The organism is Mixta hanseatica (genome assembly GCF_023517775.1).
GTDB classification, from domain to species: domain Bacteria; phylum Pseudomonadota; class Gammaproteobacteria; order Enterobacterales; family Enterobacteriaceae; genus Mixta; species Mixta hanseatica.
This window is the reverse complement of record NZ_CP082904.1, coordinates 291197-318109: the sequence shown is the minus strand read 5'-3', so window position 1 is coordinate 318109 and position 26913 is coordinate 291197. Positions and strand designations below refer to the sequence as shown.

Below are 26913 nucleotides of genomic sequence, written 5' to 3'. Positions count from 1 at the left end.
TGAAGGAGGTTAGCAAGAGTGTGGGACGCAGGAACGGTAAATTTTATTCCTTAGCGAGTCCGGTTCTCCAGATAAAAAAAGTTAGTATATCCAAAAATTTTTTATCAGCCTGGTCATAAGTTGCCGGGCTGTGGCCAGCGTCTCGTTCAGCGAAAACAAGCACTGGATTGGAATTTTTCTCTCTCGCGGCAATCTCTTCCAGACGGGCTGCAAACTTAGCCGTCTGCCAGGGAGAAACGCGGGCGTCATTTAAACCCACCGTTAACAGGGCTGCCGGATAACGGATACCGTCTTTCAAATTATGATAGGCATCAATTTTTTGGAGATTACGCATCCCTTGTTCAGTGGAAGGGGAGCCAAACTCTTTAAAATTCATTGCGCCGATTGGGATCTGATCAAGCCGGGTAGTATTGAGGATGCCTGCATCAATGGCTACTGCGGCAAACAAACCGGGACGCTGCGCTAAAGCCATTCCAATAACAATTCCGCCCGCACTTCCACCGCTAATAGCCAGCCGTGATGGGTTAGTGTAACCCTGAGCTATCAGATACTCTGCACAGTTAATAAAATCTGTAATTGAATTTTCTTTACTCGACGCGCGCCCTGCTTCATGCCAAAGGGGACCTAACTCTCCTCCGCCACGCACATGGGCAATGGCGATAATGCCGCCTCCTCTAAGCCAGATAAGCCGTGATGGATCAAAATCAGGAAACGTGCTCACCCCATAAGCCCCATAGGCAGTTAGCCAGGTGGGCGCGGTTCCATCTAACTTCATGCCTCGCCGGTGAATGATGGTGAGAGGCACGCGCACTTTATTTTTTGATATAACCCATTTTTCTTCCGCTTCATAATCAGCATAATCATAGGATTGCGGAGCGATCAGTTTCGTATTTTCAATCTTATTAATATCAGGATCGTAGCGAAAAATTGCTGGCGGTATCGTCCATCCCTGTAGAGTGAAGAGTATCTCCTTTTGGTCAAAACTGGAAAATAACGCTGTGATCTCCCCGTTAAACGGCAGAGTAATATTTTGCACATGATAGATGTTGCTGAACGGGATACGTACAAATCGTCTTATTCCTGAATCATGATATGTAATATAAAGCGCCTCGCAGCTGGTTATAAATCCCGTTAATTCACCATTTGACCATTCGATGTTTTTTTCTTCCGGGTGACTGGGCTTATCAAGATTAAGCCGAGTAACAAGATAACCAGAATAATTATTATACCTTGCCAAATATAACCATTTCCCAGAAAAGACAAAATGGGAAACATTATCTTTGCTATCAATAACTTTAACCCAAGGCGTTTTGGGTCCACTTAATGCATCAGCACGCACTTTAAATATTGCACTACTATACCCACTGGTTGCTGCAGAGACAGAGGAAAGAAGCCAGTCTGAATCAGGAGAAGCATGTATAGCGACATTATCATATTTACTAGCCCCCTTTTTAGCCACCATAAAACTGTCAAAAACGGGTGTATCCAGGCTAGTATTGCTTCCTACCTGGTGAAGAAACATTTTTTCTCCAGCAAGGCGATCGGAAGGGAGGGCGTTCAGTTTTACGGATGGCATCCGCCGGTAAAAAAATGAATGATTATCGCTCTGCCAGATTATATGAGGATAGCGAACTTGTGGAATGATATCCGTAAGATCTTTGCCACTTCTGGTATCAATAATTTTTATTGAAGCAAATTCTGACCCATTATCTGATAAACCATAAGCAATATAGCGACCATCATATGAGGGTGAAAAAAAGTGAATGCCTTTACCAACAGGGGGATCAACTAATAGTTTCTCGTTGTAGCCTTTTCGCTTTATAAAAAGACGCGAATAAGGAAATGCAGGGGTCGATCTTAGATAAAACCTATTTTCACCTGCATAAAAGATATCTGAAAGAGAACCTTCAGGATTACTAAGCGCACCCAGTTGCTTTTGTAACTTTTTCCGCCATGGAAAAGCGTCTATCATTTTTTGCGATTGCTTCGTTTTCAGCTCAAGCCATTGATTATTCCGACGCTGATCTACTTCCATCCAGCGGTAGCGATCCAACGTATATTGCGAGCCAAATAAAATATCATCTTTGGCATAACATAATGAGACATTTACCAGGGTAATTAACTGGATTATCAAATTTATTTTTTTCATCACTTGTAATTAACAGCCTTCCTTTTCTTTTTTCGGCATTGGGCTACTTATCCATCACGCCCGTCGCGTCCATCGTGGCCTCCTGGTCCGCCTTTACCACCTTTTCCTCCTTTACCGCCGGGCCCGCCATTTCCGCCATTTCCTCCATTGCCACTACCGCAACTTCCGCCATCACCGCCTCTTCCTCCATTGCCTCCTGTTCCACCATCTCCCCCCCGGCCGCCATCACATTGGCCACTCCCGGCAATAAGCAATTCTTCTGAACGGATTAGTTGACGCATTTCTTCTCCCATAGTTTTAATTTAGATTTTCGCAACGGCTAATTTATCTTTTGGATAGGTCAACCGTTGCCTTTATTAATGTAATTAACGCTTAGCGATGACCATTACCGCCCCCGCAACTACCGCCATTTCCGCCATTTCCTCCATTGCCACCTCTACCTCCGTTGCCCCCGCTGCCTCCATTGCAGGAACCACCGCCGCCACCGCTATTGCCGTTGCCATTTCCGCTATTGTTTCCATTGTTATTTCCGGAGCCAACCCCACCGGCCACACTTATCATTTCATACGTTTTAATTTCACGCATTAAAGTTTCCTTTTTAGTTAAACACCCCTTATGGAGTTTTTACAATATGCTCCATTATTTTGATAAAGGAAAAATATATTTCGGTTAATACGTCATTAACCTTATTTTAAATTTATATTCACTGACCCACACCAGCGCCAACTTATTATAATAACTTAGAATTATTATTTGCCTTAATATAATATGGCAATGGAATGTTTTCAGAGAATATAATATGTAAATTACTTTGCCAACGAAGAGAGACTGTTGAGGTAGTCGTTCGATGATTATAGTACTACTGAACTATAGACGGGCGCCTTGCCCCATCCGTAGACCGAATGGGGCAGAGGTCAATTAATCAACCAGTAAACGTAGCATACGACGCAGCGGTTCAGCCGCGCCCCACAGCAACTGGTCGCCAACTGTAAAGGCGGAAAGATATTCCGGCCCCATATTTAGCTTGCGCAGACGTCCTACCGGCGTGGTCAGCGTACCGGTTACCGCCGCAGGCGTCAGCTCGCGCATCGTCAGCTCGCGATCGTTGGGTACCACTTTGACCCACTCATTATGTGACCCCAGCAGCTGTTCGATTTCTGCCAGCGGCACATCTTTTTTCAGCTTCAGCGTAAAAGCCTGGCTGTGGCAACGCAGCGCGCCAACGCGTACACACAGGCCGTCCACCGGGATAATCTGTTGCGTCCCAAGAATCTTGTTGGTTTCCGCCTGGCCTTTCCACTCTTCGCGGCTCTGGCCGTTTTCCAGCTGCTTATCAATCCATGGAATCAGGCTGCCCGCCAGCGGCACGCCGAAATTATCCACTGGCAGCGTGCCGGAACGGGTAAATTCGGTCACTTTGCGTTCAATATCCAGAATCGCCGACGCCGGATTTTGCAGCTCTGGCGCCACATGATCGTGCAGCATCCCCATCTGGGTCAGCAGCTCACGCATATGACGCGCGCCACCGCCGGAAGCCGCCTGGTAGGTGGCTACGGAAGCCCATTCCACCAGGTTTTGCGCAAACAGGCCGCCCAGAGACATCAACATCAGACTCACGGTGCAGTTGCCGCCTACAAACGTTTTAATGCCTTTATCCAGCCCTTCGCGAATCACCTGATGGTTAACCGGGTCGAGGATGATAATCGCGTCATCCTGCATACGCAGCGTTGAGGCCGCATCGATCCAGTAACCCTGCCAGCCGCTGGCACGCAGCTTCGGATAGATCTCACTGGTATAGTCGCCGCCCTGGCAGGTGATAATAATATCCAGCGCGCGCAGCGCCTCGATATCATACGCATCCTGCAGCGTACCGCCGTGACCGCCGACCGACGGCGCGGCCTGGCCATGCTGCGAGGTAGAGAAAAAAACTGGGCGAATCACGTCAAAATCACGCTCTTCGCTCATGCGCTGCATCAGCACTGAGCCGACCATACCGCGCCAACCAATAAGACCTACGTTTTTCATTGAACACCTGCTACAGGCTACCGGTGCGAGAACTGTCCACCAGGGTAGCGCCTGACTGTCTGAAGAGTGAAAATATCGGTTCGCCAGAAAGCGAAGCCCGCCAGAGAAAATGGGTTTACCTGTAACCCTCAACTCTACAAAATGCAGCTCTGCTGGCAAGTGAATTAATTCGATTGCGTTAATCTTTTCAACAGCATTACTAATAATGGTATTGCTGACACAAAAGCAAAGAGCAAAATAAATGACTGAAATGATCTCTGCGACCATATTATTGTTGTTGATTATGGACCCACTCGGCAATTTGCCGATTTTTATGTCGGTTTTAAAGCATCTGGAGCCGAAACGGCGACGCATCGTGCTGATCCGCGAAATGCTGATTGCGCTGGCGCTGATGCTGCTTTTTTTGTTTGCTGGCGAAAAAATTCTGGCGTTTCTTAACCTGCGCACCGAAACGGTATCGATCTCCGGTGGCATTATTTTGTTCCTGATCGCCATTAAAATGATTTTCCCATCGCCGGAAAGCAGCAGTACCGGCCTGCCGGTCGGTGAGGAGCCATTTCTGGTGCCGCTGGCGATCCCGCTGGTGGCCGGACCTTCCCTGCTGGCTACGCTGATGCTGCTTTCACATCAGTATCCGCATCAGATGGGCTATCTGGTCGGCGCGCTGCTGTGCGCCTGGGGCGTTACGGTGGTGATTTTGCTGCTTTCCGGCCTGTTCCTGCGGCTGCTGGGCGACAAAGGCGTCAACGCGCTGGAACGTCTGATGGGGTTGATTCTGATTATGCTGGCGACGCAGATGTTCCTGGATGGCATCCGCGCCTATCTGAAGATTTAGCGTATCGGGGATATAAGGCGGCAGAAACGGGCGAATACCGGTATCCGCCCGTTATCATCAGGAGAGCAGTTCGAAGGCGATCATGCCGATGATGGCGCCCGTGGTGCCCAAAATGGTTTCCATCAGCGTCCAGGTTTTTAGCGTTTGCGCTTCGGTTGCGCCGGTAAAACGGCCAAACAGCCAGAAGCCCGCATCGTTCACATGGCTGACTACGATCGATCCGCCAGCGATGCACAGCGACAGCGCCGCCATCTGCGCGCCGTTGTAGTGCAGCGGCTCAATCACCGGCATGACCAGCCCTACCGCTGTCAAACAGGCCACCGTCGCCGATCCCTGAATGATACGCACCGCCGCCGAGAGAATAAAGCAGGCCAGCGCAATCGGCAGCCCGGCGCCGGTTAATGCATTGCCCAGCGCCGGGCCGACGCCGGAGTCTACCAGCACCTGCTTAAACACGCCGCCCGCGCCAATCACCAACAGGATAATGCCCGCCGGCTGCAGCGCACTGCCGCAAACCTGCATGACCTTCTCTTTATCCATTCCCTGACGCCAGGCCAGGCCATAAATCGCCAGCAGTAGCGCCAGTAGAATGGCGGTAAAAGGATGGCCAATAAATTCCAGCCATTCATACAGGCGCGATCCCTCCGGGGTAAAGCGCGCGCCGATGGTTTTCAACCCCACCAGCACCAGTGGGAACAGAATCAGTGCCATGCTAAAGCCAAAAGAGGGCAGCTTGTTAGCATCCACTTCCGGCTGCGCCACCTCTTCCGGCACGTTAAAGCTAACGTGACGGCTGATAAAGTTGCCGAACAGCGGACCCGCAATCAGCATTCCCGGCAACGCTGCGCACAGTCCCAGCAGGATCATCCAGCCAAAATCAACGTGCATCTGCGAGGCCAACAGCATCGGCGCCGGACCGGGCAGCAAAAACGCCGCCGCTGCCGCCACGCCGGCAAACAACGGGATCACCAGCTTGACCAGGTTATCGCCGGTGCGCCTGGCCACGGCGAAAGCGATGCTGATCAGCAGCACCACCGCCACTTCAAAAAACAGCGGCAGCGCACAGATCAATCCCGCGATGCCCATTGCATAATGCGCCCGACTTTCACCGAACGATTTCAGCATGCGAATCGCGATTTGATCGACCGCGCCCGTTTCATGCAGGATCTTGCCGAACATGGCGCCCAACGCTACCACCACGGCAAGAAAGCCGAGCGTGCCGCCCATGCCTTTCTGCATGGTTTCGGCAATTTTATCCAGCGGCATCCCGGAAAACAGGCCGGCGCCAAACGAGACTAATATCAGAGCGACAAAAGCGTGCATACGCGCCTTCATCACCAGGAAAAGCAGCAGAACAACCGAACCTGCCGCGGTTAAAACCAGGGTTGCGGTACTCATCAGAAACAACTAATCCTTTTTGATCGCACCCTCAATGGTCGCGATGGTGGCGGCAACGACATCCGGCAGGGTGTGATTAATATCCACCACCAGCACATCGCTTTCCTCGGCGCCCGGTTCTTCCAGCGTATCGAACTGAGAGACCAGCATTTGCGGCTTAAAGAAATGGCCTTTACGCGCCTTCAGGCGGCTTTCAATCGTAGCGAACTCACCTTTCAGATAGATAAAGGAGAGGTTGTTACTGCCCTGACGCAGAATATCGCGATAGCTTTTTTTCAGGGCGGAGCAGACGATGATCGAAACGGCCTGGGTACGCTGCATGGCGAAGGCGGCATCGTTCACCGCCTGCAGCCAGGGGCGACGGTCGTCATCATTCAGCGGATGACCTTCGGCCATTTTTTCAATATTGGCGCGTGGATGCAGAAAATCGCCATCGAGAAACGCGGTTTTCAGCTGGTGCGAGACTTCATAGGCAACGGCAGATTTACCGCTGCCTGATACGCCCATCAAAATGAATACGTGATGTGACGGCGACTGATTTTGCATTGTTGTTAGCTCCGGCAGATGAAGAGGCAAATGTTACCGATAACATTGCCACACCCATTCTCAGTACGTGCGTTCATCAGCGCAACCTGTCTGGCAGGAAAAGCCTGGAATTGTGAGCGGGTTCAAAAAAACGCCAGATTCAGATGCTCTCCCCTTCCTGAATCTCAAATCCCACATCCACGGGCTGATGCTTACGGCTTTCGCCACCGATGCGCGCCAGCAGCAGCGCGGCGGCTTCACGTCCCATACGATCGCGCGGCGTCAGCACCGTGGCCAGGCGCGGCGTCACCACATGCGCAATATCGTGCCCGTGAAAGCCTGCAATCGCCATTTGCTGCGGCACGCGCAATCCCTGGCGCTGACATTCAAACATAGCACCTATCGCCAAATCGTCATTGGTGCAGAACAGGCTGTCGGTCTGCGGATGGCGCCGCCGCGCCTCACACAGCAACATTGCGCCGGCACTGAAAGAAGAGGCTTCTTCCATCATCACGCTGTGTGGCTCCAGCCCCGCTTCACGCATCGCCAGTTCGTAGCCCCGCTGTTTTTGCAATGTGCGTTCATCAAGCCTGGCGCCCAGATAAACGGTGTGACGATGCCCTTTCGCCAGAATCGCCTGCGTCATTTGCCGTGCCGCCTCAACGTTATCAAAGCCCACCGCCATATCCAGGCAGGGCGAAACGCTGTCCATCATTTCAATCACCGGAATGCCGGCGGTTTCAATCATCCGCAGGCTGGCGGCCGTGTGGGTGCGTTCGGTAAGGATCAGCCCGTCGATATTCCAGCCCAGCAGCGAACGCAGCTGTAGCTGTTCCTTTTCCGGGTTATAGCCAAAATGGCCGACCAGTGTCTGATAGCCTGCGGCATCGGTTACGCTTTCAATGCCGCGCAGCACATCGGCGAAAACCTGGTTGGTTAATGAAGGCAGCAGCACGCCGATGGCGCGGCTGGTGGCGTTAGACAGCATATCGGGAGCACGGTTAGGAATGTAGCCCAGTTCATCCAGCACCACGGCGATTTGCGCGCCCAGCGCGGCGGAGACCTGCTGCGGATTACGGAGGTAGCGGCTGACGGTCATTTTGGTCACGCCGACGCGATCGGCAACATCCTGAAGCACGGGTCTTTTTTTCTTCATTATCATTCGCAGGCCAGAGGGAGATGACAGTGAGTTTACAAAAAAACCGCAGCAGTAACGAGCAGGGAAAACGCGCCCGGATAAAGGCAGCAGACGCATTGATCAATCGTAGATAAAAAAAGGCCGCCGGCGGGATGCGATGGCGGCCTGAAACACGCTTAAACCGGCGGCAGATCGAACAGCAGGATCTCTGCATCGCTGCTGGCTTTTAACGCCAGCGCGCTTTCTTCCCAGATGGCCAACGCATCGCTGGCAGCAATGGTCTGGTCATTAACCTGCACCTCGCCTTTAACCACCTGAATCCAGATGCGACGTGACGGATCGAGCGCAATGCTGTCACTCTCGCCCGCTTTCAGTACCCAGCGCGACAGCGTCATATCCTGATAAACCTTCAGCGACCCCTCACGAGCATCCGGCGACAGAATAAGCTGTCGACCCTGTACATCAACAAAGCGGCGCTGATCGTAACGCGGCTCAATGCCGGTTTTTTCCGGGATAATCCAGATCTGATACAGATGCAGCGGCTCGCTGCTGCTGGCGTTGTATTCAGAATGACGCACGCCAGTGCCAGCGCTCATAATCTGGAATTCGCCTGCCGGGATCTGCTCTTTATTACCCATGCTGTCCTGATGCTCTACGGTGCCGGAAAGCACGTAGGTCAGAATTTCCATATCTTTATGAGGATGGGTACCGAACCCCTGCCCGCCCGCGATCACATCTTCGTTAATCACCCGCAGCGCCGAGAAGCCCATAAAGTTGGCATCGTAATAGTTAGCGAATGAAAAGGTGTGCCAGCTGTCCAGCCAACCATGGTTAGCATGACCGCGTTCTTCAGCTTTGCGTAAGTAAATCATGTTCAATGCTCCTCAACGTTTTTTTCTAGTCTGGGGCCGGAGCGGATTGAATGATAGCTGAAAAACTTCACGCCTCTGTTCAAAAAAAATGAATGTGGGATGCGAGCAAACCCAAACTCTTTGGTAAATTTAGAGCAAAAAAAAGCCAGCGCTTGGCTGGCTAAAAAATACTGGAAGCAATGTGAGCAATGTCGTGCCTTCACAGGGAGTCCGATGCCGGCCTCGCTGGAGTGCATGGCAATAGTAATAATTATCATTCGTATTTGTAAAGCTTTTTTATTGCTGCTCTGGTGAGATGAGTTCGAACTCATCTGACGATCTCGCTGGCAGGCCCCAGTTCGGCGGCTCCGGTTCCACTTCTTCGACCTGCAATCCGTGTGCGCCCTCAGACAGACGGAAGCGGGTAACAAAACCTCTCGCCGATTTATAATATGCCCGCTGACGTTTTTTCTCTGATATGAGCGTCACAGAGATAACGTAAGCGGTATTCAGTCGAAACGGATAAGCATTCATATCCAGACATTCATCGTCTCGGACAGCATAAGGCTCTGATTCAAAACGCCTTTGGTTATTCATTTCTGTCATTTCATAAATCATTACAGAGCGAACTTTCTCGTCACCCTCCGGCTGCACAGTCACGCATGGTTTACCATCTTTGATACTTATCTGAGCGGGCCAGATCCGTGGAAAATAATCCCTTGGCCCTGGGCAACCGCTAATCAGAAAAGCACATGCTATTAGAAGTAATTTATACATTTTATCGTTGCCTGAGGAAATGAGTTAACACACGTTCATAATCTGCTTTTATCCCGTCTTGTTTAGTGCCAATAAAAGAAACGAGTTTACCTTTCTCGTCATTCCATACGCTATAGCCATACCGATAGAGTAAAAAATAGTCAGCTACTATCTGCGCCTGCTGTTCCATAGTGTAATCATGAAGATACTTATTCCCTGAAAAATCATAATCATAATTAGCTGCCCAGCTAAAAAGCCCGCGGGTTCTGACCCACATCCCTTTCTGATATTGCCAGACATGGGTCAGTTCATGGATAAACGCATGCTGTTTATCAATGTTGGAAATCGCTGAGAAGTCATGCGCATAGAAATAGTCACGCATGTATATCTCCCCGTTGGGCGCCATCGCTACATTTTGGCTCTGCAGGCCAAAAGGAAAGTAGCTGTCATAGTGGATCCAAACTCGAGAGTAAATAATCGCATTACCAAATATTGTTTTAGCCATATTTATTTCGCCCGGTGTCATCAGGCGTAAGCTTCCTTGCTTTCCTTTTTTCATTAGCGGTTTCCATACTTTGCAGTTAATGAAATATATAAGGTGAATGATTATGATTTAAATAATTCAATCTAATGGGAATGTTATTTTCTTAAAGTGTTAATAGCATCCTTTAGCGCCCCGATTAGTTAATAGCAAATAAATACTCAGGTGAATTTTATTTTATTCATTTAATTTCAATAGATTATAACACAAAAAATATCGAACTGCGGTTAATTGGCATAAACTATTACTCGTTGCCTTAATTAATCTGAAATTTGACTTTTAAAATTTATTTCATGCATCCAGAAAAACCAATAACGATTTTAACACACAAGATCAATATATATTTTCTGTTATTCGACGCCTGCCTCATTTTTTTACAATCAAAGGTTCCACTAAAAAGTCGACTAATTTTATTTATTCTTTAACGCAACCACGTGAATGTAATAGATAAAACAGCCAGATAACGGAGGGATAATATGAGCAATATTGTTGTACGTTACGCCGTGCCGAAATTCAGCTTTCGACACGGCTAACCATTAATACCCTGCCGTTAAATCATCGACCGTACGCGGATCGGACGCGCCATACAGCGTACCGTCAGGCCCGATCATAATGCTTTGCGTGCTGCCCATCGCCGGTAACAGTTTGACGTTCTGTCCTTTCGCGCTTAGCAGCTTGAGCGTATCCGGACTGAAACCCTTCTCAACGCGCAGCTGGTCCGGTAGCCACTGATGATGGAAACGCGGCGCGTTGGTCGCTTCGGCTACGTTCATGCCAAAATCGATACTGTTAACCACCATTTGCAGCACGGTGGTGATAATCCGGCTGCCGCCCGGGCTGCCGGTGACCAACCAGGTTTTGCCATCCTTCGCCACAATAGTCGGCGACATGGATGAAAGCGGGCGTTTGCCCGGCTGAACGGCATTAGCTTCTCCACCGACCAGACCATAAACGTTTGGCGTACCGGGGCGTGCGGAAAAATCATCCATCTCATTATTCAACAGAATACCGCTGTTGCCCGCCACAATACCGCTGCCAAAGTTGGTATTCAGCGTATAGGTCACCGCGACCGCATTGCCCTGCTTATCCACTACCGAAAAGTGCGTGGTCTGGTTGCTCTCATAGGGTTCCAGTTTGCCCGGTTTGATCTGTTCCGAAGGGCGCGCTTTGGCGATATCAATCTGCTGCGCCAGCGATTTCGCATACGCTTTGCTGGTCAATGCCTGCCACGGCACCCTCACAAAATCGGGATCGCCAAGATATTCCGAACGGTCGGCGTAAGCATATTTCTCCGCCTCGGCGATAACTTGCATCGCGTCGGCGCTGCCAAAGCCCATTTTCGCCAGATCGAAGTTTTCCAGGATATTCAGGATCTGCACAATATGAATGCCGCCGGAAGAGGGCGGTGGCATAGAATAGATTTCATATCCGCGATAGCTGCCGCTAATCGGCTGGCGTTCAACAGCGCGATAATTGGCTAAATCCGCTTTGCTAATCAGGCCACCGTGCTGCGCCATTTCCGCTGCGATCTGATCGGCTATTTCCCCTTTATAAAAGGCATCAGCACCCTGCCTGGCGATCAACGACAGGCTGTGCGCCAGATTCTTCTGCACCAGGCGCTCGCCCTTTTGATAAGGCGTCCCGTCCGGCTTAAAGAAAATCGCTTTGCTGTTGTCATGAGCGAGCAGGACCTCTTTGCCATAGCTATTCAGGTCGTCGGCCAGCGCGTCGTTCACGATAATGCCCTTACGCGCCAGCTCAACAGCAGGCTGCACCAGCTGGCTCAGCGGCAGCGTACCGTACTTCTTCGCCGCCAGCGCAAAGCCCGCTACCGTACCCGGCGTGCCGGAAGCCAGCGGTGAGGTCAGAGAGAGTTTACTGTCCGCATTGCCCTGCTTATCCAAAAACATATCCCGGCTAGCGCGGGCAGGCGCGATTTCACGGAAATCGATAGCCGTAGCGCGGCCGGACGCGGTGCGCAGCAGCATAAAGCCCCCGCCGCCCAGATTGCCCGCCTGCGGATGGGTTACCGCCAGCGCAAAGCCCACTGCCACGGCGGCATCCACCGCATTCCCGCCCTGACGCAAAATATCCACCCCAATCTGCGTGGCGGTCGCATCTACTGACGCCACCATCCCCTGCGTCGCCCGCACCGGATGGAAGGTATCCGCCTCAATACCATAGGAAACCGGCGGGGCGTTTTGTACCAGCGCCAGCGCCGACCCACCCCAAAGCAGCGTCAGTAACGCAGCGGTAAACCGCCATCCCTTCACTTTCTTTTGCATATCATCACCCGTCTTCTTGTTGTTTACATTGTGTTTACTTTTCCTAAACTTGCACAAAATAAGCACAAAAAGCGAGCCCTAACGCAAATTAACGTCAGGCGGCGGGCCGATTGCTGAAGGTGAGTTAAACTTAAGGGTGGCAACACATAGCGATGCCGCTCCGGCGTCGTCTCCGTCGCGTTGCCAATGAAGGAGAAAATAAAGTGAAAAAACTACTGATGGTTTTTGTCGCTCTGCTGCCGCTGAGCGGCATGGCGAATATGTTGAATAATAATAATAACAATAATCCTAACCAGCCGGGTTATAATCCCAGCCAGCAGCGTCTGCAAAGCCAGATGCAAACGCGTCAGATGCAACAGCAAAACAAACTGCGCATGGATCAACAGCAGCAGACACAGCAAATGCAGCGTCGCATGCAGGAACAGCGCAACAGCACGCAGCAGCGCGTTTTACAGTCGCAGCCCGGCAGCAATACGCCGCCGCCGGTGTATCAGAACAATACCCAATAATCCTTAAAAATCGGGGCCGATAATATCGATGCGATCGGTACAGATCGCATCCACGCCCCATGCCAGCAGTGCGCGCGCACGTTCAGGCTGATTAACGGTATACACCAGGATTTTCAGCCCTGCCCGTTTGATCGCGGCGGTGCGCTCCGCATCCAGCAGACGATGATTCAAATGAATTGAGACGCAATCCAGCGCCTGTGTCATTGTTTGCCACTCTTCATGCCATTCATCCAGCAGCAGGCCGCGCGGCAGTTCCGGCGCAGCCTGCATCGCCGCCTCCAGCGCGACCACGGAAAATGATGAGAGCAGCGGCGCGGTTTGGTCCTGCCATAGCTCACGCGCCGCCAGCGCTATCGCTTTTCCTGTTTGCGCTTCATAGCCAGTGGTCGGCTTAATTTCGATATTTGCCATCAAATGATGCTGACGACAGCGCGCCGCAACGGCTTCCAGCAGCGGCAGCCGCTCGTTGCTAAAGGCGTTACCAAACCAGCCGCCGGCATCCAGCTGAGCCAGCTGATGCCAGGGCAGCTCACCTGCAATACCCCAGCCGTTGCTGGTACGATCGAGCGTATCGTCGTGCAGCAGGAAAATATGCTCATCGCGCGACAGCTTGGCATCGAATTCAATCATGGTATGGCCATAACGCGCGCCGGTATCAATTGCCGCCAGCGTGTTTTCCGGCGCCAGCTTGCCGCCGCCCCGGTGGGCGACGATGTGTGGATAAGGCCACTGTTTATTCATTCCAGACGCGCTCCATGTTTAGCCGAGAAAAAGTGTAGCGCCTCAGCGGGCAGATGCAGCCAAAGCGTGCTGCCCGGCGTGGGACGCTCAAGATGCGGTAAGCGTACCACAAGGCGTTGATCGCCCCATTTCCCGTGCGCCAGATTATCCGCGCCGAGGATTTCCAGCGTGTCGACCACCAACGGAATACCGCCCGCTTCCCGGCTGCTAAGCGCTATATGTTCCGGGCGAATGCCCAGTGTTGCCGCCTGGTTCGCCCACTGCATTTTGGCAACGGTCAGCGGCAGCGCCAGATTTTCGCCCAGCACAAAGGCATTGCCGTCGTGGCTGAAGCTGCCTTCCAGCAGATTCATCGCCGGCGAGCCGATAAAGCTGGCGACGAAGCGCGTCGCCGGGCGCTCATATACTTCAACCGGCGTGCCGACCTGCTCGACGACGCCTTTATTCATCACCATCACCCGTTCCGCCAACGTCATCGCTTCCACCTGATCGTGGGTAACATAGAGGCTGGTGGTACGCAGGCGGCGATGCAGCAACTGTAGCTCCAGGCGCATCTGCACGCGCAGTCGCGCATCCAGGTTAGAGAGCGGTTCATCAAACAGAAAAACCGCCGGCTCACGCACAATGGCGCGCCCCATCGCCACACGCTGACGCTGCCCGCCGGAGAGTTCGCGCGGACGCCTTTTCAACAGCGCATCCAGCTCCAGACTGCGAGCCGCTTCCAGCACGCGCTGGCGGATCAGTTCGCGCCCCATGCCGCGGATTTTCAGGCCGTACGCCATGTTCTCTTCCACCGTCATATGCGGATAGAGCGCATAGTTCTGGAAAACCATCGCGATGCCGCGATCTTTCGGCTCCAGTTCGGTGACCCGCTGCGTATCAATATAAATATCACCGCTGGTGACGCGCTCCAGTCCGGCAACCATACGCAATAGCGTTGATTTGCCGCAGCCGGACGGCCCTACCATCACCATAAATTCGCCGTCGCCAATGACCACATCCAGCGGCTGAATAATTTGCTGCCTGCCGTCATAGGATTTGGTGACGGCCTGAAGGGTTACTGCTGCCATAGTTTATTTCTCGCTCTCAACCAAACCACGGACAAACGCCCGCTGCATTACCATCACCACCAGCACCGGCGGGATCAGCGTCAGCAGCATCGCTGCCATCACCAGATTCCATTGGGTGGTGCCTTCGCCGGAGGAGATCATGCTGCGAATGCCCGCCACCGCCGTGCCCATTTTTGTTTCGCTGGTAATCAGAATCGGCCACAGATACTGGTTCCAGCCGTAGATAAAGGTGATGACGAACAGCGCCGCCAGGTTAGTGCGCGACAGCGGTAACACGATATCGCGGAAAAAGCGCATCGGGCCGGCGCCATCAATACGCGCCGCCTCCAGCAGTTCATCGGGCAGCGACATAAAAAACTGTCGAAACAGGAAAGTAGCGGTAGCGGAGGCCATCAGCGGCAGCGTCAGGCCGCTGTAGCTGTCGAGCAGTTGCAGGTTAGCCACTACCTCCACCGTGGGGAAAATACGCACCTCAACCGGCAGCATCAGAGTGATAAAAATCATCCAGAACACCAGGTTGCGCAGCGGAAAGCGAAACCAGACCAGCGCAAAGGCGGAAAGCATCGAAACGGTGATTTTGCCAAGGGTGATGCCCAGCGCCATTAGCGTACTGTTCAACAGCAACAGGCTCATCGGCGCGCTGTTGCTGCTGACGCCGTGCAGCCAGATCTCGCGCAGGTTGTGCCATAGCTGTGTACCGGGCACCAGCGTCATCGGCACCTGAAAAATCTGCTGGTTATCCAGCGTAGCGGCCACGAAGGCTACCCAGAGCGGGAACAGAATGGTGAGAATGCCTAAAATCAGCATAACGTGGCTGAAAATATCCAGCCCGCGACGGTTCTCAATCATTGATAACGCACCTTACGCTCGACGTAGCGGAACTGAATAATGGTTAAGACAATCACCAGCAACATCAGCACCACCGACTGCGCCGCCGATGAAGAGAGATCGAGACCAGCAAAGCCTTCACGGTAAATCTTATAAATCAGGGTAGTGGTGGCCTGCACCGGGCCGCCCTGGGTGGCGGCGTCAATCACCGGGAAGGTATCGAAAAAGGCGTAAACCAGATTCACCACCAGCAGAAAGAAACTCACCGGCGCGATCAGCGGCAGGGAAAGATGAAAGAAACGGCGCACCGGCCCGGCGCCGTCAATAGCGGCCGCCTCTACCAGAGAACGCGGAATTGACTGCAGCGCAGCGAAGAAAAACAGAAAGTTGTAGCTGATCTGCTGCCATACCGAGGCCAGCACCACCAGAAACATCGCCTGACCGCTATTCTGGGCGTGGTTCCAGTTGTAGCCGAGGCTCTGCAAGAAGTGCGTTATTAGCCCGATGCCGGGATTAAATAAAAACATCCACAGCACCGCGGCGATTGCGGGCGCAACCGCGTAGGGCAACAACAGCAGCGTCTGATAAAAGCGCTTCAGGCGCAGCACATAATCGGCCAGCGCGGCGAACAGCAGCGAAATCATCAGCCCAAAGCCGGTGACCAACGCGCTGAAAAGCAGCGTGGTCCAGAAAGATTCAAGGTAATAAGCGTCATCCAGCAGGCGGCTGAAGTTCTCCAGCCCGACAAAGGTGCTGGAAAAACCAAAGGGATCGACGCTTTGTACTGAGTACCAAAGCGCCTCGCCGGCAGGCCAGATAAAGAAGATCAGCGTGATGAGCAACTGAGGGAAAACCAGTACCCAGGGCAGCCAGCGTGACTGGAAAACGGGACGAGAACTCGACATGCAGTAATTCCATAACAGATCGGCACGGGCGGTGCGTAACATAGCGCAGCGCTAGCCGGGCCGCCGCAGCGGCCCGGCGTCTGCTTACTTCACCTGTTGTTCGAAGCGACGCAGCAGCAGGTTGCCGCGCTGGACGGCGGAATCAAGCGCGGCCTGCGGGGTTTTGCTGCCGCTCCAGACGCCTTCCAGTTCTTCATCAACAATGGTGCGGATCTGCGGCATATTGCCGAGGCGTAAACCTTTGGTGAAAGCCAACGGAGGCTTGTTCAGCATCTGGCGCGTAGCGATATCTGCGCCCGGGTTCTTCTCATAGAAGCCCTGCTGACGCGTCAGTTCGTAAGCGGCCTTGGTGATCGGCAGATAACCGGTTTTCTGATGCCATTCGGCGGCGTTTTCCGGCTGAGCGAGATACTGTAAGAATTCCGCGACGCCTTTGTAAGTGGCGTTGTCTTTGCCCTGCATCACCCACAGGCTGGCCCCGCCGATAATGGCGTTTTGCGGCGCGGAAGGCACGCTTTCGTCATACGGCATCATGCCGACGCCATAATTGAATTTGGCATGTTGACGTATATCCGCCAACGAGCCGGATGAAGCGGTGGTGATGGCGCAGTCGCCGTTATAGAACTTCTCGGTAGATTCATCCTTACGGCCAAAATAGGTGAAGTCACCTTTTTTGTTCATCTCTTGCAGCATGGCGATATGGCGCACCTGTTCCGGCTTATTGAAAATCAGCTCAGCGCTGGTGCCGCCAAAACCGTTATTTTCGGTAGCCACCGGCAGCCCGTGCCATGCGCTGAAGTTTTCAATTTGGATCCAGCCCTGCCAGCCGCTGGCGTAGCCGCATTTCATGCCCGCCTGACGCAGCGCGGCGGTATCTTTTGCCAGCTGCTGCCAGGTTTTCGGCGGCTGCTCCGGATCTAATCCCGCTTTTTTAAAGGCGTCTTTGTTGTAATAGAGTACCGGCGTAGAGCTGTTAAACGGCTGCGACAGCAGATGACCGCTTTTCGCGTCGGTATAGTAACCCGAGACCGTGGGAACAAACTGCGATTCATCGAAGGTGATGCCCGCATCGTTAAACACTTCATACACCGGCTTGATCGCTTTAGAAGCCATCATAGTAGCGGTGCCGACTTCGTAAACCTGCAAAATCGCTGGCGCTTTGCCGGTACGTACCGCGGCGATACCGGCGGCCAGGCTCTGCTCATAGTTGCCTTTATAAACCGGTACGATTTTATAATCGGGATGTGCCTGGTTAAAACGTTGAGCCAGTGAGTCAACTTCTTTGCCTAATTCGCCTTCCATGGAGTGCCAGAACGGAATTTCCGTCGCGGCCAGGGCGTTGCCGCTCAGTGCCAACCCCAGCACCATGCTGAGAGCGGTATGACGAAACGTAAAGGAGGACATAGCATTTTCCTGTGACATTGTAGGTATGCGTAAAAACACACTTTTTTTGTTCGCAACGTAACATGACACGGAAAAATGACGGTGAGATAACCAGCAGGTGACGGAAAGATGACAGCGAGGTTGCACTGGGCGGGCGGAAACGGGCGCTGAACGATGAACGCGTTGAGGATGCCAGGAGTAAAGGTTTTGCCGGACGAGCGGAGACGCAAGCGAGGTTCCGGCCTTCCGTAAAGCAACTGCCGTCATCCATGACAGGCTCGGCCCGCGCCTTCCATGGCGCGGGACGCTTTACTTCTGGCCGGAACCCCGCCTGCCCTGAGCTTCGGTGTCGCCTGCTTAAAGCATCTTCGGGCTTTGGGTGTCGCCTGCCGTGTGATATCAGGCGCCAAGGTAAGCGCTGCGCACAGCCTCGTTAGCCAGCAGCGCATCGCCGCTGTCCTCCAACACGACGTGACCGTTTTCCAGCACGTAGCCGCGGTCAGCCAGCTTTAATGCCTGATTAGCGTTTTGCTCTACCAGGAAGATGGTCATCCCCTCCTGGCGCAATTGCTCAATGGTATCGAAAATCTGTTGAATGATAATCGGCGCCAGCCCCAGCGAAGGCTCATCCAGCAGCAGCAACCGCGGCTGGCTCATTAGCGCGCGCCCAATCGCCAGCATTTGCTGCTCGCCGCCCGACATGGTGCCTGCGCGTTGAATACGCCGTTCATGCAGGCGCGGAAACAGCTCATAGACCTGAGCAATTCGCTGCTGATACTCCTGACGGCTGGCGAAAAAACCGCCCATCGCCAGGTTCTCTTCCACCGTCATCCGCGAAAAGACCCGGCGCCCTTCCGGCACGATAGCAATCGCTTCGCGCATAATGCGCGCCGTTTGCCAGTCGGTAATATTTTTACCATCAAAGGAGATGGTGCCTTCAGAGGCGCGCGGCTCGCCGCACAGGGTACCCAACAGCGTGGTTTTTCCCGCGCCGTTGGCACCGATCAGCGTGACGATTTCGCCCTGATTTATCTCCAGGCTTACCTGATGCAGCGCCTGAATCTTGCCGTAATGCGCGCTAACCTTGTTAAGCGTTAACATCGGATTCGCCATTTTATGCCTCACCTAAATATGCACGGATCACGTCCGGGTTGTTACGTACCTCTTCCGGCGTGCCGTTTGCCAGCGGCGTTCCCTGGTTAACGACATAGATGCGATCGGAAATGCCCATCACCAACTTCATATCATGCTCAATCAGCAGCACCGTAACCTTATGCTCGCCGCGCAGTTCGGCAATCAGCTCATCCAGTTCATGCGTTTCTTTCGGATTCAGGCCCGCCGCCGGCTCATCCAGCATCAGAATTTCCGGGCGCGTCACCATGCAGCGGGCGATTTCCAGCCGCCGTTGCTGACCATAGGCCAGATTACCCGCCTGCCGGTTAGCCATCTCTAACAGTCCGACGCGCCGCAGCCAGTTAGCGGCCTGATCCAGCGCCTCGCTTTCACTGCGTCGGAAAGCGGGCGTTTTCAGCAGGCCGGCAAAGAGCCCGCTTTTCAGATGCTGATGCTGCGCCACCAGCAGGTTTTCAATCACCGTCATCTCACGGAACAGGCGGACATGCTGGAAGGTGCGCACAATACCCATGCGCGCGATCTGTTGGCCCGGCAGTCCGGCCAATTGACGATCGCCTAAACGAATCGATCCGCCGGTCGGCTTATAAAAACCGGTCAGGCAGTTAAACACCGTGGTTTTTCCCGCACCGTTCGGACCAATCAACGACACGATCTCTTGCGGATAAAGCTCCAGCGCCACGTTATTTACCGCCAGCAGGCCGCCAAAGCGCATCATCAGGCCTTCCACCGTTAATAAAGGCTGACTCATGCCTGCTCTCCTTGTTGCTCGCCCTTCAGCTTCAGATGCGGACGCTGCATCGGCAATAATCCCTGCGGACGCCAGATCATCATCAGCACCATCAGCGCACCCAGCACCAGCATGCTGTATTCATTCAAATCGCGCATCAGCTCGCGCGAGACCACCAGCAGAATCGCCGCCAAAATCACCGCAAACTGCGAACCCATGCCGCCCAGCACCACAATCGCCAGCACAAAAGCCGATTCGGCAAAGGTAAAGGATTCCGGGCTGATAAAGCCCTGACGTGCGGCAAACAGACTGCCGGCGAAACCAGCAAACGCGGCGCTGATCGTGAAGGCGGTCAGCTTGATGCGCGTGGGGCTAAGGCCCAGCGAACGGCAGGCGATCTCATCTTCACGCAGCGCTTCCCAGGCGCGACCCAGCGGCATGCGCAGCAGGCGATTGATCACAAACAGCGTTAACACCACCAGCAGCAGCGCCACCAGATAAAGAAAAATAATACGGTCGCTGGGATCGTATTTCAGGTTAAAGAAATGGTGGAAGGTATCCCAGCCGCCATCGCGCGCGCTGCGGTTAAACTCCAGGCCGAAAAAGGTTGGTTTCGGGATCTGGCTGATGCCGTTCGGACCGCCGGTAATGGCGGTGTTGTTTAGCAACAGAATACGCACGATTTCGCCAAAGCCGAGCGTGACGATCGCCAGATAGTCGCCGCGCAGGCGCAGCACTGGAAAGCCCAGCAGCAGGCCAAACAGCGCGGAAACCAGCCCCGCCAGCGGCAGGCACTGCCAGAATCCCAGCCCGTAGTAGTGGTTAAGCAGCGCGAAAGTGTAGGCGCCGATGGCGTAAAAACCGCCATAGCCCAGCACCAGCAGGCCGGAAAGCCCCACCACCACGTTCAGCCCCAGCCCTAGCATCACGTAAATCAGCGTCAGCGTGGCAATATCCACTGTCCCGCGCGAGACGATAAATGGCCAGATCACCGCCGCCACGATAAACAGCAGCGCCAGCAGCTTCTGCTTCGGCGTGCTGCCGTCAAAGCTCGGCAGCACAAAGCCGCCACGACCGCCGCGCTTCAGGCTGCGCCCCACCAGCGGGCGCAGCAGTTGGAAGACAAACACCACGGCGCAGCCGATGGCGATCCAGTTCCAGCGCACGCTGCCGGCGTTATTCACCACCAGCCGCGTGCCGTCGAGATTAAGGCGCATGCCCATAAAGAAGGCAGCAAGGATTAACAGCATTAATGCCGAAATAACGGCATTAAAAAAGTGAGCGGGCTTCATACTTTTTCTACCTCCGGACGACCGAGGATACCCGTCGGCATAACCAGCAGTACCACAATCAGCAGCGCAAAAGAGACCACATCTTTATATTCCGTACTGAGATAGGCGGAGGTTAGCGCTTCGGCGATGCCTAACACCAGGCCGCCCAGCATCGCGCCGGGAATACTGCCGATGCCACCCAGGACCGCGGCGGTAAAGGCTTTCATGCCCGCCATAAAACCGATATAGGGGTTAATGACACCGTAAAACTGACCCAGCAGCACGCCCGCCACCGCCGCCATCGCCGCGCCGATCACGAAAGTCAGGGAGATGACCCGGTCAGTATTGATGCCCAGCAGGCTGGCCATTTTTAAATCCTCGGCGCAGGCGCGGCAGGCGCGCCCCATGCGGGAATAGCGGATAAACAGCGTCAGCGCCAACATGGCGAGGAAGGTCACCAGCCAGATCACCACCTGCATGGTGCTGATGGTGGCGGCGAACCCGTTGCTTTCGCCCAGCGTCAGCTGGCCGCTGACCAGGCCCGGCAAGGCGAGATCGCGTGATCCCTGGGTCAGGCTGACGTAGTTTTGCAGGAAAATAGACATGCCGATGGCAGAGATCAGCGCAATCAGGCGTTTGGAAGAGCGCACCGGCTTATAGGCGACGCGTTCAATGCTCCAGCCATAAGCGCTGGCAATCACAATCGCCGCCAGGAAACCGGCGCCGATTAACACCCAGCCGACATCAATACCGACCATCATCAGGGCGGCAATCACGATAAAGGAGACATAGCTGCCAATCATATACACTTCGCCATGCGCGAAGTTGATCATGCCGATGATGCCGTACACCATGGTGTAGCCGATGGCGATCAGCGCGTAGGTGCTGCCTAAGGTCACGCCATTAAGCAACTGCTGAACAAAATAGAGAAACTGCTCGGACATAAGATAAACCCCAACAAAGCTGCGCAGGCACCGCCAGCAGCAAAAAAACGTCCGTCTTCACGAAGTGCAGGATAGAACAGGGGCCAGGCGCGCCTGACCCCGAACGGCCACTATCTAAATGCGCGCTTTACTTCACTGCGGTTGAGGTGCCATCGGCGTGCCATTTGAACACGCCAAATTCAAACCCTTTCAGATCGCCTTTTTGATCCCAGTTCAGGTTGCCCATTACCGTGGGTACCGGCTGGCCTTCTTTCAGGTTTTTAGCGATATCCGCCGGCTCTTCGCTTTTGCTACGCTCGATGCCAGCCGCCAGCGACTGCAGCGCCGCATAGGTAGTCCAGACGAACGGACCCGTGGCATCCAGCTTTTTCGCTTTGATGGCGTTAACGATCGGTTGGTTTGCCTCTACCTGGTCATAGCGTTTCGGCAGGGTCACCAGCATGCCTTCAGACGCCGCGCCGGCAATATTAGAGAGCGATGCGTTGCCTACCCCTTCCGGGCCCATAAACTGAGTTTTCAGACCGGCAGCACGAGCCTGCCGCACAATCTGGCCCATTTCCGGGTAGTAGCCGCCAAAGTAGACGAAATCGATGTTCTCTTTTTTCAGACGCGCAATCAGCGTAGAGAAGTCTTTATCGCCTGCGGTAATACCTTCGAACATCGCGATCGGCGCGTTGGCTTTTTTCAGGCTTTCCTGCACCGAGCGCGCCAGACCTTCGCCGTACTGCTGCTTGTCATGCACGATCGCGATGCGTTGGGGTTTGATGGTGTCGAGGATATATTTCGCGGCGGTCGGACCCTGATCGGAATCCAGACCGGTGGTGCGCATAATCAGTTGATAGCCGCGGGAAGTCAGATCGGCGGCGGTGGCGGCCGGGGTAATCATCAACACGCCTTCATCTTCATAAATATCAGAGGCAGGCTGGGTGGAAGAAGAACAAAGGTGGCCGATAACGTAACGAATGCCTTCGTTAATCACTTTGTTAGCCACCGCGACCGCCTGCTTGGGGTCGCAGGCGTCATCATATTTCACCGCCACCAGCTTATTGCCGTTCACGCCGCCTTTGGCGTTAAGGTCAGCAATCGCCTGTGTGGCGCCGGTAAATTGCATATCACCATATTGCGCCACCGGTCCTGACATCGCCCCCACAATGGCGACTTTGATATCCTCCGCCAGCGCAGCCTGGCTCATTGCCAGCGCCATACACCCTGCCAGCATTACGCGACCTTTACTTATCTTCATCCTGACTTCCCCATCTGTTGTGTCTGTTGTGATGTGCGTTGTGATTATTTTGAGCAGGTCATAGAACAAAACTTGTTTAATGTTAACGAGTTAGGAATATAAGCCCGCCATTTTTATAAATAAGGCTTTATTTTCAGTCCATTAAACAGGAATTTTATTCTGTAAATCAACTGAGATAATCAAAATTACGCCTTTGCTACAGGACAATCATCTGGCAGTTATGATGGCATTTTAGCCATTTAGCCAGCGCGTTATGCTGGCACTATGGCCTGACTTAAGTGTTTACCCGGAATAACGGCGCAGCAAAAAACAGATTGCTTCGTTTTCGTACAGAAAAAGTTACACGTCATTTTTTGAACATTTTCGCTACAATATGCCTTTTACCCCGGGGCTGGTTATTTCATGAAACTTACTATTATCCGACTGCTACAGTTGGGTGCGCAGGATCGTATCGATCTCGGCAAAATCTGGCCTGGCGTTGACTGTGATGCGCTAGAAAAAAAGCTGAACGAAAATCATCGGCTGTACGCTGCACGTTTTAATGAGCGCCTGCTGGCGGCGGTGGAGCTGAATATACGCGGCACGCAGGGTGAACTGTCAAAGCTGGAAGTCAGGGAGGTGACCCGCCGTCGTGGCGTCGGTCAATATTTACTGGAAGAGGTTATCGCGCAAAATTCGTCGGTGACGCACTGGTGGATGGCCGATGACGGCGAGGCCGATCAGCAGGTGATTGCCGCGTTTATGCAATCCTGCGGCTTTCGCACCCAGGCTGACGGCTGGGTCTATAACGTCGAATAATCAGCGCATTTACTGCTGAAAACAGCTTAATATTATCAATAAAGGCCCATAAAAAAGGGCGGCCTGTTAAGCCGCCCCTGACCCTAATGAAGCATCAGGCTTCAATGGCCATCCGCAATTTTTTCATTGCGTTTTTCTCAAGCTGACGCACGCGCTCCGCTGAAACACCGTATTTATCGGCCAGCTCCTGCAGCGTGGTTTTATTGTCATCATCCAGCCAACGGGCACGAATGATATGCTGGCTGCGCTCATCCAGCCCCTGCAGCGCATCGCTCAGTTTATCTGCCGCATGGTTTTCCCAGTTGTCTTCTTCGATGCCGTCGGCAAAGTCAGAGGTTTTATCCTGCAGATAAAGCACTGGCGCCATGCTTTTGCCTTCGCCTGATTCATCTTCAGAGGTCAGATCGAAAGTCATATCCTGCGCAGCCATACGCGATTCCATTTCACGTACGTCTTTGCTGCTCACGCCCAGCTCACGCGCCACCATTTCTACTTCATCCTGATTAAACCAGCCCAGACGCTGCTTGGTTTTACGCAGATTAAAGAACAGTTTGCGCTGCGCTTTAGTGGTCGCAACCTTCACGATACGCCAGTTACGCAGCACGTATTCATGGATTTCCGCTTTAATCCAGTGAACGGCAAATGAAACCAGGCGAACCCCTACTTCCGGGTTAAAGCGACGAACCGCTTTCATCAGGCCGATGTTCCCTTCCTGAATCAGATCCGCCTGCGGCAGGCCATAGCCCGCATAGTTACGAGCGATATGAACAACAAAGCGGAGGTGAGACAGGATCAGCGTTTTAGCCGCATCCAGATCGCCCTGGTAATGCAGCCGTTCAGCCAGCGCTTTTTCCTCTTCTGCCGTTAGCATCGGCCAGGTATTGGCGGCCCGAATATAAGATTCCAGGTTACCAAGAGGAGCAATAGCTAAAGTGTGCATTTCTTTGGTCATTCAAACCCTCACATAATTATTAACATTGCCGCACGATTTCCTTTTGCGCGATTCACCAGGGTACAGGAATCGGCAACGAAACCCCAAAGCAATCTGTGCTGCTTCATTAGATAATGAAGTTATCCACAAGTTCAATTTATATCGTGAATATTTTATACACAAGATACGGACGATATGATTGTGACAGGCAGGGAGAAATCCGGGCGGATTTCCTCTGCCGCACAAGTGTCATGCAGCAGAGGAAGAGTATACCAAAAAATCGCTATTGTGGCGTAAAACGACGTAAATGTTGTACCGTCGCCAGCCAGGCGGCTATCCAGCCAATCATCGCCGACAGCAGCAGCAGCAGCAGGCTTTCATCCCAGGATAGTCCGCTCAGGCGGAATGTAGTGCCAAATACCGCCGCCACCTGCGCTACTACCGATTCCAGCCGGAAAACCAAAATTTCAGACAAAACTAATGACAACAACGCTCCGCCAAATCCCAGCAGCGCGCCGCCATACAGAAAAGGCCGCAGAATAAAGCCGTCAGTTGCGCCGATCAGTTTCTGCACGTTAATCGTATCGCGACGGGCGAAGATGCTAAGGCGTACACTGTTGCCAATCACCAGGAACACCGCAACTACCATCAGGATGCCGATCATGGTTGCGACCTGGCCTACCAGCCCGGTCAGCGCAGCCAGCCGTGCAAACCAGCTATCATCCATGCGCACATCGTCTACGCCTTCAACATGCTGCACGCGGTCGCGCAGCGTTTGCAGGGTTTTCTCATTCTGGAAATTCATTTCCGGCGTGATGATTACCACTGCCGGCAGCGGATTCTGCTCCAGCATATCCAGCGCGCCGCCAAAGCCTGACCAGTTACGGAATTCACCCAGCGCCTCTTCACGCGACAGGTAATTCACTTTGGCCACGCCCGGCTCTTTCTTCAGCGTCGCCACCACATTCTCCGCCGCGCTGTCATCCAGCGTTTTCGACAGATAAAGCGTGAGCTGCGGCGCCGGGTACCACTGTTCCGCCGCCTGGCTAACGTTTTTCCATACCATATAGCAGACGCTGGGCAGCGTTAGCGAGATAGCGATAACCATCACCGTTAACAGCGTAGCCAGCGGCTGACGCCACATATCCGACAGGGTGCCGCGCCAGGCGTAACGCCACTGTTCCTGCCAGCCGCCCTTCAGCGCTTTGCTTTTCGACGGCTGTTTGGTTTTCGGCGCCGGCACGCGCCTGTTGCGTTTATTAGCCACGATCGCCTCCATGCAGTCGGCCATTGCTGAGCGTCATCACCCGATAGTTGCGACGGCCGATCAGCCCCATATCGTGCGTCGCCATCAGCACCGTGACGCCAACGCGGTTGAACTCTTCAAACAGACGTAAAATATCATTCGACAGCGCATCATCGAGGTTACCGGTCGGTTCATCGGCCAGCAGCACCGCAGGCTTGTTGACCACCGCGCGTGCTATGCCCACGCGCTGCTGTTCGCCGCCCGAAAGTTGGATAGGAAAGTTTTTCGCTTTGTCGAGAAGGCCGACCTTATCCAGTGCCGCCGAAACGCGACGGCGAATATCTTCGCCGCTGGCGCCGGCAATGATCAGCGGGATAGCCACATTGTCATAGACCGTGCGATCCATCAGCAAATGGTGATCCTGAAAGATCATACCGATCTGACGGCGCAGAAAAGGCACCTCGCTATTTTTCAGACGGCTAATATCGTGTCCGCTGAACCAGATATGGCCCGCGCTGGGACGTTCAATGCCGCAAATCAGCTTCAACAGGGTGCTTTTCCCTGCGCCGGAATGACCGGTCAGAAACGCCATTTCGCCCGGATGCAGATGAAAATCTACCCCTTGCAGCGCTTGCCGACCGCCGAGATAAGCCTTACTGACCTCTTCAAAGCGAATCATC

27 protein-coding genes are annotated in these 26913 nt (G+C 53.5%); 3 read left to right on the top strand and 24 right to left on the bottom strand.

Going from position 1 to position 26913, the window contains the following annotated elements:
* Positions 1–43: 43 nt before the first annotated feature.
* The 4 genes from K6958_RS01430 to asd all read right to left on the bottom strand — a co-directional run bounded on the left by K6958_RS01430 (position 44) and on the right by asd (position 4174).
* Entirely contained in the window at positions 44–2149 is a 2106-nt protein-coding gene (locus K6958_RS01430; RefSeq protein ID WP_249894757.1) for a prolyl oligopeptidase family serine peptidase, read from the bottom strand.
* A 43-nt stretch (positions 2150–2192) separates the two neighbouring features.
* Positions 2193–2378 (bottom strand): hypothetical protein, encoded by a 186-nt coding sequence (locus K6958_RS01425; RefSeq protein ID WP_249893026.1) that lies wholly within the window; start codon positions 2376–2378, stop codon positions 2193–2195.
* 136 nt (positions 2379–2514) lie between these two features.
* Positions 2515–2670 (bottom strand): hypothetical protein, encoded by a 156-nt coding sequence (locus K6958_RS01420; RefSeq protein ID WP_249893025.1) that lies wholly within the window; start codon positions 2668–2670, stop codon positions 2515–2517.
* A 397-nt stretch (positions 2671–3067) separates the two neighbouring features.
* On the bottom strand, positions 3068–4174 hold the full coding sequence (asd, locus tag K6958_RS01415) for an aspartate-semialdehyde dehydrogenase (protein ID WP_249893024.1): 1107 nt from the start codon (positions 4172–4174) through the stop codon (positions 3068–3070).
* Positions 4175–4415: 241 nt separating this feature from the next.
* Between asd and K6958_RS01410 the strand changes: the two genes are divergently transcribed.
* Positions 4416–5009, top strand: coding sequence for a YhgN family NAAT transporter (locus K6958_RS01410; RefSeq protein ID WP_249893023.1), 594 nt, complete (start codon positions 4416–4418; stop codon positions 5007–5009).
* A gap of 57 nt (positions 5010–5066) precedes the next feature.
* Here the strand turns inward: K6958_RS01410 and gntU are convergent, their stop codons facing one another.
* From gntU to ggt, 7 genes are all read right to left on the bottom strand, one after another.
* Positions 5067–6407 carry a gluconate transporter gene (gntU, locus tag K6958_RS01405; RefSeq protein WP_249893022.1) on the bottom strand — a complete coding sequence of 447 codons (1341 nt, stop codon included), beginning with the start codon at positions 6405–6407 and terminating at the stop codon, positions 5067–5069.
* A 9-nt stretch (positions 6408–6416) separates the two neighbouring features.
* A complete protein-coding gene (gene gntK, locus K6958_RS01400; protein WP_249893021.1) occupies positions 6417–6953 on the bottom strand; it encodes a gluconokinase in 537 nt (178 codons plus the stop codon).
* Positions 6954–7092: 139 nt separating this feature from the next.
* Complete coding sequence (gene gntR, locus K6958_RS01395) at positions 7093–8088, bottom strand: gluconate operon transcriptional repressor GntR (protein ID WP_249893020.1); 996 nt, start codon at positions 8086–8088, stop codon at positions 7093–7095.
* Positions 8089–8246: 158 nt separating this feature from the next.
* Positions 8247–8942, bottom strand: a complete 696-nt coding sequence (locus K6958_RS01390; protein ID WP_249893019.1) for a pirin family protein — start codon at positions 8940–8942, stop codon at positions 8247–8249.
* 276 nt (positions 8943–9218) lie between these two features.
* The gene (locus K6958_RS01385) at positions 9219–9698 is read right to left on the bottom strand and encodes a putative T6SS immunity periplasmic lipoprotein (protein WP_249893018.1); all 480 of its coding nucleotides are present in this window, start codon (positions 9696–9698) and stop codon (positions 9219–9221) included.
* Between the two features lies 1 nt (position 9699).
* Positions 9700–10236, bottom strand: a complete 537-nt coding sequence (locus tag K6958_RS01380; RefSeq protein WP_249893017.1) for a type IV secretion protein Rhs — start codon at positions 10234–10236, stop codon at positions 9700–9702.
* Positions 10237–10754: 518 nt separating this feature from the next.
* Positions 10755–12503: a gamma-glutamyltransferase gene (gene ggt / locus K6958_RS01375; RefSeq protein WP_249893016.1), complete on the bottom strand. Its 1749-nt coding sequence runs from the start codon at positions 12501–12503 to the stop codon at positions 10755–10757.
* Between the two features lie 203 nt (positions 12504–12706).
* Here ggt and K6958_RS01370 point away from each other — a divergent pair, with 203 nt between their 5' ends.
* Entirely contained in the window at positions 12707–13012 is a 306-nt protein-coding gene (locus K6958_RS01370) for a DUF2756 domain-containing protein (protein ID WP_249893015.1), read from the top strand.
* A 3-nt stretch (positions 13013–13015) separates the two neighbouring features.
* Here K6958_RS01370 and ugpQ read toward each other — a convergent pair whose 3' ends face one another.
* The 10 genes from ugpQ to K6958_RS01320 all read right to left on the bottom strand — a co-directional run bounded on the left by ugpQ (position 13016) and on the right by K6958_RS01320 (position 23258).
* A complete protein-coding gene (ugpQ, locus tag K6958_RS01365) occupies positions 13016–13753 on the bottom strand; it encodes a glycerophosphodiester phosphodiesterase (RefSeq protein WP_249893014.1) in 738 nt (245 codons plus the stop codon).
* The gene (locus K6958_RS01360; protein ID WP_249893013.1) at positions 13750–14823 is read right to left on the bottom strand and encodes a sn-glycerol-3-phosphate import ATP-binding protein UgpC; all 1074 of its coding nucleotides are present in this window, start codon (positions 14821–14823) and stop codon (positions 13750–13752) included. The genes ugpQ and K6958_RS01360 overlap by 4 nt, the downstream gene beginning before the upstream one ends.
* A gap of 3 nt (positions 14824–14826) precedes the next feature.
* Positions 14827–15672, bottom strand: a complete 846-nt coding sequence (gene ugpE, locus K6958_RS01355) for a sn-glycerol-3-phosphate ABC transporter permease UgpE (RefSeq protein ID WP_249893012.1) — start codon at positions 15670–15672, stop codon at positions 14827–14829.
* Positions 15669–16556 (bottom strand): sn-glycerol-3-phosphate ABC transporter permease UgpA, encoded by an 888-nt coding sequence (gene ugpA / locus K6958_RS01350; protein WP_249893011.1) that lies wholly within the window; start codon positions 16554–16556, stop codon positions 15669–15671. The genes ugpE and ugpA overlap by 4 nt, the downstream gene beginning before the upstream one ends.
* Before the next feature lie 84 nt (positions 16557–16640).
* On the bottom strand, positions 16641–17960 hold the full coding sequence (gene ugpB, locus K6958_RS01345) for a sn-glycerol-3-phosphate ABC transporter substrate-binding protein UgpB (protein WP_249893010.1): 1320 nt from the start codon (positions 17958–17960) through the stop codon (positions 16641–16643).
* Between the two features lie 378 nt (positions 17961–18338).
* Entirely contained in the window at positions 18339–19052 is a 714-nt protein-coding gene (gene livF / locus K6958_RS01340) for a high-affinity branched-chain amino acid ABC transporter ATP-binding protein LivF (protein ID WP_249893009.1), read from the bottom strand.
* A 1-nt stretch (position 19053) separates the two neighbouring features.
* Positions 19054–19821: a high-affinity branched-chain amino acid ABC transporter ATP-binding protein LivG gene (gene livG / locus K6958_RS01335; protein WP_249893008.1), complete on the bottom strand. Its 768-nt coding sequence runs from the start codon at positions 19819–19821 to the stop codon at positions 19054–19056.
* Positions 19818–21092, bottom strand: coding sequence for a high-affinity branched-chain amino acid ABC transporter permease LivM (locus K6958_RS01330; RefSeq protein WP_249893007.1), 1275 nt, complete (start codon positions 21090–21092; stop codon positions 19818–19820). The genes livG and K6958_RS01330 overlap by 4 nt, the downstream gene beginning before the upstream one ends.
* Complete coding sequence (gene livH / locus K6958_RS01325) at positions 21089–22015, bottom strand: high-affinity branched-chain amino acid ABC transporter permease LivH (protein ID WP_249893006.1); 927 nt, start codon at positions 22013–22015, stop codon at positions 21089–21091. The genes K6958_RS01330 and livH overlap by 4 nt, the downstream gene beginning before the upstream one ends.
* A 127-nt stretch (positions 22016–22142) precedes the next feature.
* A complete protein-coding gene (locus K6958_RS01320) occupies positions 22143–23258 on the bottom strand; it encodes a branched-chain amino acid ABC transporter substrate-binding protein (RefSeq protein WP_249893005.1) in 1116 nt (371 codons plus the stop codon).
* A gap of 402 nt (positions 23259–23660) precedes the next feature.
* Here K6958_RS01320 and panM point away from each other — a divergent pair, with 402 nt between their 5' ends.
* A complete protein-coding gene (panM, locus tag K6958_RS01315) occupies positions 23661–24056 on the top strand; it encodes an aspartate 1-decarboxylase autocleavage activator PanM (protein ID WP_249893004.1) in 396 nt (131 codons plus the stop codon).
* Positions 24057–24150: 94 nt separating this feature from the next.
* Here panM and rpoH read toward each other — a convergent pair whose 3' ends face one another.
* The 3 genes from rpoH to ftsE form a co-directional block, all read right to left on the bottom strand.
* Positions 24151–25008, bottom strand: a complete 858-nt coding sequence (gene rpoH, locus K6958_RS01310; RefSeq protein ID WP_249893003.1) for an RNA polymerase sigma factor RpoH — start codon at positions 25006–25008, stop codon at positions 24151–24153.
* A 262-nt stretch (positions 25009–25270) separates the two neighbouring features.
* Entirely contained in the window at positions 25271–26254 is a 984-nt protein-coding gene (gene ftsX / locus K6958_RS01305) for a permease-like cell division protein FtsX (RefSeq protein WP_249893002.1), read from the bottom strand.
* Positions 26247–26912 (bottom strand): cell division ATP-binding protein FtsE, encoded by a 666-nt coding sequence (gene ftsE / locus K6958_RS01300; RefSeq protein WP_249893001.1) that lies wholly within the window; start codon positions 26910–26912, stop codon positions 26247–26249. The genes ftsX and ftsE overlap by 8 nt, the downstream gene beginning before the upstream one ends.
* Between the last annotated feature and the right edge of the window lies 1 nt (position 26913).

Excerpts from the sequence above, each read along its gene's own strand:
- ugpB (WP_249893010.1), bottom strand. The coding sequence starts at position 17,960 with ATGTCCTCCTTTACGTTTCGTCATACCGCTCTCAGCATGGTGCTGGGG.
- ugpQ (WP_249893014.1), bottom strand. The coding sequence starts at position 13,753 with ATGAATAAACAGTGGCCTTATCCACACATCGTCGCCCACCGGGGCGGC.
- ftsE (WP_249893001.1), bottom strand. The coding sequence starts at position 26,912 with ATGATTCGCTTTGAAGAGGTCAGTAAGGCTTATCTCGGCGGTCGGCAA.
- K6958_RS01360 (WP_249893013.1), bottom strand. The coding sequence starts at position 14,823 with ATGGCAGCAGTAACCCTTCAGGCCGTCACCAAATCCTATGACGGCAGG.
- ggt (WP_249893016.1), bottom strand. The coding sequence starts at position 12,503 with ATGCAAAAGAAAGTGAAGGGATGGCGGTTTACCGCTGCGTTACTGACG.
- panM (WP_249893004.1), top strand. The coding sequence starts at position 23,661 with ATGAAACTTACTATTATCCGACTGCTACAGTTGGGTGCGCAGGATCGT.
- K6958_RS01330 (WP_249893007.1), bottom strand. The coding sequence starts at position 21,092 with ATGAAGCCCGCTCACTTTTTTAATGCCGTTATTTCGGCATTAATGCTG.
- livF (WP_249893009.1), bottom strand. The coding sequence starts at position 19,052 with ATGGCGAATCCGATGTTAACGCTTAACAAGGTTAGCGCGCATTACGGC.
- K6958_RS01390 (WP_249893019.1), bottom strand. The coding sequence starts at position 8,942 with ATGATTTACTTACGCAAAGCTGAAGAACGCGGTCATGCTAACCATGGT.
- gntK (WP_249893021.1), bottom strand. The coding sequence starts at position 6,953 with ATGCAAAATCAGTCGCCGTCACATCACGTATTCATTTTGATGGGCGTA.
- livH (WP_249893006.1), bottom strand. The coding sequence starts at position 22,015 with ATGTCCGAGCAGTTTCTCTATTTTGTTCAGCAGTTGCTTAATGGCGTG.
- ugpA (WP_249893011.1), bottom strand. The coding sequence starts at position 16,556 with ATGTCGAGTTCTCGTCCCGTTTTCCAGTCACGCTGGCTGCCCTGGGTA.
- livG (WP_249893008.1), bottom strand. The coding sequence starts at position 19,821 with ATGAGTCAGCCTTTATTAACGGTGGAAGGCCTGATGATGCGCTTTGGC.
- ugpE (WP_249893012.1), bottom strand. The coding sequence starts at position 15,672 with ATGATTGAGAACCGTCGCGGGCTGGATATTTTCAGCCACGTTATGCTG.
- K6958_RS01410 (WP_249893023.1), top strand. The coding sequence starts at position 4,416 with ATGACTGAAATGATCTCTGCGACCATATTATTGTTGTTGATTATGGAC.
- gntU (WP_249893022.1), bottom strand. The coding sequence starts at position 6,407 with ATGAGTACCGCAACCCTGGTTTTAACCGCGGCAGGTTCGGTTGTTCTG.
- K6958_RS01380 (WP_249893017.1), bottom strand. The coding sequence starts at position 10,236 with ATGAAAAAAGGAAAGCAAGGAAGCTTACGCCTGATGACACCGGGCGAA.
- rpoH (WP_249893003.1), bottom strand. The coding sequence starts at position 25,008 with ATGACCAAAGAAATGCACACTTTAGCTATTGCTCCTCTTGGTAACCTG.
- K6958_RS01320 (WP_249893005.1), bottom strand. The coding sequence starts at position 23,258 with ATGAAGATAAGTAAAGGTCGCGTAATGCTGGCAGGGTGTATGGCGCTG.
- K6958_RS01385 (WP_249893018.1), bottom strand. The coding sequence starts at position 9,698 with ATGTATAAATTACTTCTAATAGCATGTGCTTTTCTGATTAGCGGTTGC.
- K6958_RS01430 (WP_249894757.1), bottom strand. The coding sequence starts at position 2,149 with ATGAAAAAAATAAATTTGATAATCCAGTTAATTACCCTGGTAAATGTC.
- asd (WP_249893024.1), bottom strand. The coding sequence starts at position 4,174 with ATGAAAAACGTAGGTCTTATTGGTTGGCGCGGTATGGTCGGCTCAGTG.
- gntR (WP_249893020.1), bottom strand. The coding sequence starts at position 8,088 with ATGAAGAAAAAAAGACCCGTGCTTCAGGATGTTGCCGATCGCGTCGGC.
- K6958_RS01420 (WP_249893025.1), bottom strand. The coding sequence starts at position 2,670 with ATGGAAACAATAGCGGAAATGGCAACGGCAATAGCGGTGGCGGCGGTG.